The organism is Microcoleus sp. LAD1_D5, from assembly GCF_036702115.1.
Taxonomy (GTDB): Bacteria; Cyanobacteriota; Cyanobacteriia; order Cyanobacteriales; family Microcoleaceae; genus Microcoleus.
In genome coordinates, this window is the sequence record NZ_JAUBSA010000058.1 from 35,945 (window position 1) to 43,194 (window position 7,250).

Annotated in this window: 5 protein-coding genes; 2 read left to right on the forward strand and 3 right to left on the reverse strand. The window is 46.6% G+C overall.

The window, feature by feature from the left end; translation table 11 throughout:
- Window positions 1-56: 56 nt before the first annotated feature.
- Entirely contained in the window at window positions 57-2,261 is a 2,205-nt protein-coding gene (locus tag QUA70_RS21165; RefSeq protein WP_333410664.1) for a hypothetical protein, read from the reverse strand.
- A 370-nt stretch (window positions 2,262-2,631) separates the two neighbouring features.
- Here QUA70_RS21165 and QUA70_RS21170 point away from each other — a divergent pair, with 370 nt between their 5' ends.
- Window positions 2,632-3,768 carry a glycerate kinase gene (locus QUA70_RS21170; RefSeq protein ID WP_333349651.1) on the forward strand — a complete coding sequence of 379 codons (1,137 nt, stop codon included), beginning with the start codon at window positions 2,632-2,634 and terminating at the stop codon, window positions 3,766-3,768.
- A 232-nt stretch (window positions 3,769-4,000) separates the two neighbouring features.
- Here QUA70_RS21170 and QUA70_RS21175 read toward each other — a convergent pair whose 3' ends face one another.
- Window positions 4,001-4,366: a hypothetical protein gene (locus QUA70_RS21175; protein WP_333326202.1), complete on the reverse strand. Its 366-nt coding sequence runs from the start codon at window positions 4,364-4,366 to the stop codon at window positions 4,001-4,003.
- Between the two features lie 327 nt (window positions 4,367-4,693).
- Here QUA70_RS21175 and QUA70_RS21180 point away from each other — a divergent pair, with 327 nt between their 5' ends.
- A complete protein-coding gene (locus QUA70_RS21180) occupies window positions 4,694-5,221 on the forward strand; it encodes an orange carotenoid protein N-terminal domain-containing protein (RefSeq protein ID WP_333326204.1) in 528 nt (175 codons plus the stop codon).
- Window positions 5,222-5,831: 610 nt separating this feature from the next.
- Here the strand turns inward: QUA70_RS21180 and QUA70_RS21185 are convergent.
- Complete coding sequence (locus QUA70_RS21185) at window positions 5,832-7,178, reverse strand: ABC transporter ATP-binding protein (protein WP_333349653.1); 1,347 nt, start codon at window positions 7,176-7,178, stop codon at window positions 5,832-5,834.
- Window positions 7,179-7,250: the final 72 nt, after the last annotated feature.

Consider the following 7,250-nt stretch of genomic DNA (forward strand, 5'->3'; position numbering starts at 1 on the left):
AAGGCCCGTCATTCTAGGCGGGCAAAAAGGGTGGATCTCAATTGACACTCCCCGACCTAATCCTCGAGCGTGTCGCCCACATCCGAGACCACAAATTCCTCTTCAGGCTCTAGCAAACCGTTCTGGTTCTCGTCATAGCCCAAACGAAGCGGCTTGCCATTGCCATCCCAGCTACTGTAGTCAATCAGCAAGGTTTCGTTATCCGCCAAGGTGATGCCATCATCCGCCGAGTCGAATATCTCAATGCTTTCATCCCTAATCCGCTCCATCGCGAGGCTGAAAATTGTATCCCCTGTCGGTGATGACGTGACCACTCGCATCCGCACTAAACGCGACTCTGCATCAATATCCAGCACAACCGTATCATTCGGTTCTAGCTCAAAATCATTGAGGAAAAAACTGAAATCCGCCTCGGGTGTTTCAAACCCCAGGAATAGCTCTGGAACTTTCCCAGTTTGCGTAGTGTAGTAAATTTCCGAGTCGGTGGGAACAATGAAAATTTTATCGGTTTGATTGGGTTCCAAATCCACACCATCGACCTCAAACACATAGCCAGAGCCGAGGTAGCTGACAAACTCAGAGTCTGTGGGTTGGCTGGGGGCTTTGAGATCGAAGCTCACGAACCCATCATTGGAGAAAGTGTAGTAAGTCTGAGCGGGGTTCTCCCAAGAACGCAGACTGCTAGGAAATGTTATCTCGATCTTGGGCGCGTTAGGAAAAAACCTACTAGCTTCATTCCCTTGTGTTCCCAAAGCACCCTGATAGGATGTATACGAGCTATCGATGTTTGTTTGAATATTAGTAGGTAATATTCTTATATCTCCAATCAATAGATTGAGGTTGTTGAACGTTGCTATGGGGGGCACTGATATCGGGATTGCGTTTTCGGTTAGTGGCAAGTTAAACGGTGTGCTGTTGGCCTGTGCGGCAGATCGATCTGGTGGTGCGCTCGATGCAGTCGCAGCCGAGAAAGCCCAGGGTTGCGTTCCGAGGCGGGGATCTATCGGCTCAAAACCCAGGGTTTGGCTCTGAGCATCGCCGCGATAGTCATCCTCCGTTAACGTTGCATCCGGCGAATAAAACCACGTATTCGCTGCTGTATTGATGATAATTTCCCGGTGTTCTTTGGGATAATTGCCATCGTAAACCTTGATGGATACCTGATTATTGGGCAACTCAGTTAAGCTAATCGGCGCGACGGAATGCCCCCCGGAACCATCGGGATTAGCGAACCGCAACGTCCCCACCGCCGAGCCTGGAGTGTTAAAACTATTCCGCAGAGCTGCTAAAACATCATTAGGGGAACTTTTGACCGTGGTGTCCCGATCGACCAAAGCGGTGGCATACCAATAAGCAATCTCGCGCTGCAACTTCGCGTTCCCCTCCACAGTCAAATCCGCCGCCCGTTCCGCTCCAAAATCTTGGGGACGAATCTTTCCTTGGTACATCAACAAACTCAGCACCGAAAGCCCTTCACAAAAGCCATCTTCCATCGTGCTGTTCGCCCACTCCATCCACTTCTCGGCGGTTGGAGTCAAGGAAAAACTACCGTCACTGCGGACTGGACTCGCCAAGACGACATCGCCAAACATCCGGCGCATTTCCACCGGACTGAGGGTGGCATACTGCGGTGATGACTTATAGTTAGCAAAGCTAAACCCGTCTGCGTCTGTCGAGAAAACAGATTTTGCTGCGATCGAGGGGGTTGGCAATGGCTGCAGGAGCGGCGGGATTGCGGCGCGACCTTCCTGCATACCGTATTCCAGATAATGCTGAAGGGGACTGAGTTGTTTTCCGGGGTTTGTCGCGATCGCCACTGCTACGTCAGGATTCGCTTGTAAGTAGTATGTAGCATTGAATTTAGCACCGATCTCGCGCCCTTCAAACTGACCGAATTTGACGAAATGGGAATATGCTGTCAAAGGGTCAGGCTGTGCGGCGCTGGTGGTGATCGCCACCCTCACATCGGGATTTTTCTGAAGATATTCAGTAGTGTTAAATTCAGTAATCGGATCGCGCCCTTCGTACTGACCGTAACTGATGAAATGATCGATCGCCGTTATCTTGCCTGCCTGAACCGCCTCTGCCACACCTGGATAGGCTGAGAGATAAAATTGCGTATCAAACAATGGGCTCGGATTGTAACCTTTCTGGTTACCAACACTCAAAAAGTGAGTCAGTCCGCCGATCGCCTGCGCTTTGGCTTCTGGGTAGGTTCTAATATAATAGGATTCGTTGAACAATGAATCGATTTCCAGCATATTTTGTGAAGAGTAATCGAATCGATGGGCGTTTGAAAATTATACGATAAATCCGATCGGCATTCGGCAACCGAGCGAGCCGCGATCGACGATGATTTTCAATTACAATATAAATATAATGAGTATTGAGAGCATAGAAAGCATTAGCCATTCAGAGTTGGGCGTTGCTGATTTACGGTAGGAAAGGCTAAATATGCAAATCATAGAAACCAGTATTCATAACGCTTCGGGATTTTCAACTGATTTTTTTTCATACCCTGATTAAGCAACGCCCAGAGTTGCAAGTAAGTATAGCTTTTCTGACATGGTTGAGGTACACTTAAAAATTTGTAGGGAACTGCCCCCGCGTCCGATCGCGAGATTGAAAAAGATGGATCGATCGAACTTAAATCCTCTAGAAATTTTAGAAAGATGGAGAATCGGCGATCGGGCGATCGCCCGCGAGTTAGAATTGCTAACCGCTTGGGAACTTGCGGATAATTTCCGATCGCGCGCTTTTGGCATTACTCCCGACAATGCAGCCGATGTTGTCCGCTGCAAAACCGATTTGTTCTTTTCTCTGCTTGACGAATTGTATACTTTCCCCCTCAAGTCAACTGTTTTTCTCGAAATTTTGTGGCATCTTTGGCTGCCGCTGGCAATGCAATTATCGACTGCCAAACAAAGTTTAAACCGTCCTTTAATTCAAGGAATTTTAGGAGGGCAAGGAACGGGAAAAACTACTTTATGCCAAGTTTTGAGGCTGATTTTGGGAAAATTGGGATATTCTACAGTCAGCCTTTCTTTAGACGATCTTTACAAGACTTATGCCGATCGCCAACTACTCCAAAAAGCCGACCCGCGTTTAATTTGGCGCGGCCCCCCCGGCACTCACGATCTTGACTTGGGAATCGCAGTTTTAGACAATTTACGCGGTTCTCTAACTCACAATTTAGCAGCAGTTGAGAATCCCAAATCTGATGCCCTCAAACCGGATATAATTAAAAATATAGCAATTCCCAGGTTTGACAAATCTGCCTATGGAGGTGCAGGAGATAGAAGTCAACCCGAAATTATTTCCGCTGCGGATATTGTACTGTTTGAAGGTTGGTTTGTCGGTGTGAATCCGGTGGTTGATGCCAAATTAAATGAGTTTTTGGCGGGTGCACCGTTTCCGATTTCCACAGAGGGCGACTGTCAGTTTGCGCGCGATATGAATGCGAAGCTGCACGACTATCTGCCGCTGTGGAACCGATTAGATCGGTTGATGGTTTTGTATGCCCAAGATTATCGCATTTCTCAAGTCTGGCGCAATCAGGCGGAACGGGAAATGATGGCGGCGGGGAAGTCGGGAATGTCAGAAGCTGAAATTAATCGGTTTGTCGAATATTTCTGGAAAGCGCTGCATCCCGAGTTATTTATTAAGTCGATGCTGGAGGGCGATCGGGTGGATTTAGTAATTGAAGTTTTGGGTGATCGCACTGTCGGCCGAATTTGTCGGGCGATCGACTTACAACTAAGCGATTAGGAACAGTTAAAATTAACCCCTTAAGGACACAACAATGTTGTGTCCCTACCCTATTGCAGCCTTTAAGGACACAACAATGTTGTGTCCCTACTGTATTGCAGCTTATCGTGCACTCACTTGACAATTCAGGACTTATGCAAAAAGTGATTTGACGCGCGAATTATAGGGGTAAGGCGGGCCATAAGCACCCTACAATACAGAGGTTTTGCATCGAGGATGGAGAATTTCTAAATTAACTGCCGGGAGTCCCAAGATCGATCGCTTTCTGGATCAAATCGTCGGTAACATTGCCCGGGATACCTGCGGGCGTAATGTCCTGAGCCATCGAACGAAAATCAGCGGGATTACCGCTTGAATCTGCCGGAAGGGGGATATCTTTAGGAGCGGGAATAGCAAATTTAGGTGCAGTTGCAGCGGCTGCAGCTTCGGCGCCGGCACCCGTGCGATCGATTTCACTAACGCTGAATTCTTTTGAAGCTTCGTAGTCTGCTGATACATCAACGGTCGGCAACTTTTGTTCTCCAGCTTGCGCGCTTTCAGTGATCTGAGCAGCGTCAAAGTTTTCAGTGTTATTGGGTTCTGTATTGATTTCAGACATAGCTGACTCCTTGCTAGTTTTATTTAACAATTCACTGTATCAATTATCACTTGAATCCCAGGCTTTTTCATCTACCCGGAGATGTATCGTTGGCTTCTATCTTAAGAATGATTTCTTCTAGGGTAGTGCCTTAACATTACACCACTTTCCGAAAAGAATGCAGCTTTAGGCAAGCTCCCAACCCATACATACTCAGCCCTTCCCCATTCTTTAATCTAAAATCTAAAATTTAAAATCTAAAATCGTATTACCTCTCGGGGATGGTGACTTGCACTTACAAATCTTGATACTTATATATTCTGGAAACATTTTTAAGGAATTTTATTTATGAACTCACCCGCCGCGACCAATCCTCACTCTCTCTCCAACGACACTCAAAACATCGTTCAGGCAATCAACGGGTTGGGTACAGATGAAAAACTGGCGCTGCTCTACTTTGTTTATGAAAAAATGGGAGATTCAGTTACACCAGCCGCTCCCGCCGCCGCCGACCCACAATTAGCTCCCATGCTGCTCGATGATTTTTACAAGCTTTCCCATGACCAACAACTGAATATAATGCGCGGTATTGTCAACCGCGACGACACGCCGTATTCTCACGCTTACGGAGCTTTAACTGCTAACAATCAGTTGGTGGTTTGGTATGCTTGGGCTATTGGTATGGGGGAAACAATTGTCGATATCCCTGAAGGATATGAGGCAACTGAGGCTGTCAATGGCGTGTTGGGTCACATTGAAGGTCTTGATTTTGAACAGCAAATTTCGGTGCTGCGTGACGTAGCTAATAATATGGGCTACACCGATGTTAAACCAATTGCTACTCAGGCCGAAGTAGGGAAAACTTCTAGTCTTTAGATAAGACTCGACAGTTCAAACCGCTGCTGAGAGTCAAACGAAGTTCGTCTCTGTGGACTAAATTGCCTACCTTACCGTGACAATTTGCAGGTCAAACCTTTTTTTGCCTTAGTCCTGTATAAGTAGGGTGCTCTTCGGCGCACCTTACTGCTATAGAACCGATTTGACATCTTTTCTTAAAAAATAAAAGGTCAGAACTATTTTGATGATTGGCATGACGAGAAGGATGAGCACAAGCGCCGCGTAACTCATCCCGGTTTACAGGCCGCGATCGCCAAGATACCTGGTCAAGCAGGGCAACTAATCGGTTTACTCGATATTCTTTGGGAAACGGCCACCGGGGAAGTTGATGTTGTTTCGTCCATTCCTGTAAGCCGCGTAGAAGCCGGGTGCAAACTGGCTGAGTTCTACTTGGGACAGGTAACGCGGCTGCAAGGGGATGGGGATGTCTTGAATGGCGAAATGCCCCCCATCTTGGCAACGCTGTTAGAAAAGGTGAGACAATTTGGTTTGCTGACAATTCTTAATCTAGCGGGTGTATCTACGAAACCTGCCTTGAGGTTAAAGCTGGAGGTTAAATGTAAGTCAAACTTGATTAATGACATTCCGGTTAGCGTTCTCCGATTTGCTGTCGCCACATGGCGTAGTAAAGCCCCTTCTGAGTCACCAGTTCATCATGGTTTCCACTCTCCACGATTCGACCTTTTTCCAAAACAAAAATCGGATCGGCGTGCATAATCGTAGACAATCGATGGGCAATCAAGATTGTAATTTGCTCTTTCAGGGCTGAAATTTCTTTAATTGTTTCAGTAATCTGCTCTTCGGTCAGAGAATCTAACGCAGATGTTGCCTCATCGAAAATCAACAGCCGTGGTTGACGAATCAAGGCGCGGGCAATGGAAATCCGCTGCCTTTCACCGCCCGATAATTTGACACCGCTTTCACCCATTATTGTATTGATACCTTGTTCCGATTGGGCGAGTAAATTGTCACAGGATGCTTGTTTGAGTGCTGCAATAATTTCTGCATCGGTAGCATCAGGTTGGACAAATTGCAGGTTTTCCTTAATTGTGCCTGCAAATAAATGGGTGGACTGGGTGACGAATCCAATTTGTCGCCGTACCTGGTTGTACCGAATATCTTTGGTGGAAATGTCGTTGTAAAATACTTCTCCGGTACTAGGTTGATATAAGCCCACTAGCAATTTTACCAATGTTGATTTCCCCGACCCTGAAGGCCCAACAAAGGCGATTGTATCCCCCAGATTTGCCGCAAAAGAAATTCCATCCAGAGAATTTTGAGATGCTCCCTGATGTCGAAAGACAACGTTTGAGAAGCTCAAACGATTCACCTGTCCAATCTCGATGGGTGATTCAGGTCGGCGTTCAATCGGTTTTTGCATCAGTTGATCGAAGTGCTGCAACGATGCTTCGGCTTCACGATAGGTCAGAATAATGTTGCCCAGTTCTTGCAGCGGCGCAAAAATAGAAACAGAAATAAATTGCATGGCAATTAACTCGCCTGTGCTCAACACATCTCGAAAAATGAGCCACAGTAGTGTGAATAAAATGGAGAGCTTTAGCAAGCTAAGCGTCGTTCCCTGCAAAAACGATAAGAGCCGGATTTGTTTTACTTTCTCCATTTCCAGGGCAAAGATTTGGACGGTTTGTCCTTGTAAACGCCGAATCTCGGGGAAAGTTAGCCCCAAACTTTTGATCAGCTCAATGTTATGCAGCGACTCGGTAATAAACCCAGAGCTTTTAGAAGTTTCGCGCATAATTGAGCGTTGTTGTCCTTTGATTTTTTGGCTCAAAAGTCCGGTTAATCCCCCTAAACCCAACACGCCAACTACAAATACGGGCACCAGTGCCCAATGTTTGGTCACAGCATACCAAACCAGAAAGCCCACTCCGACGATTGACGAAAATAGGGTATTAATAAACGAATTTATAAACAATACTCCGGACAGTTTTTAAAGAGGGATGCGACGCCTACGGCAAGCAACGCTTACGCAATAAATCACAGAAGC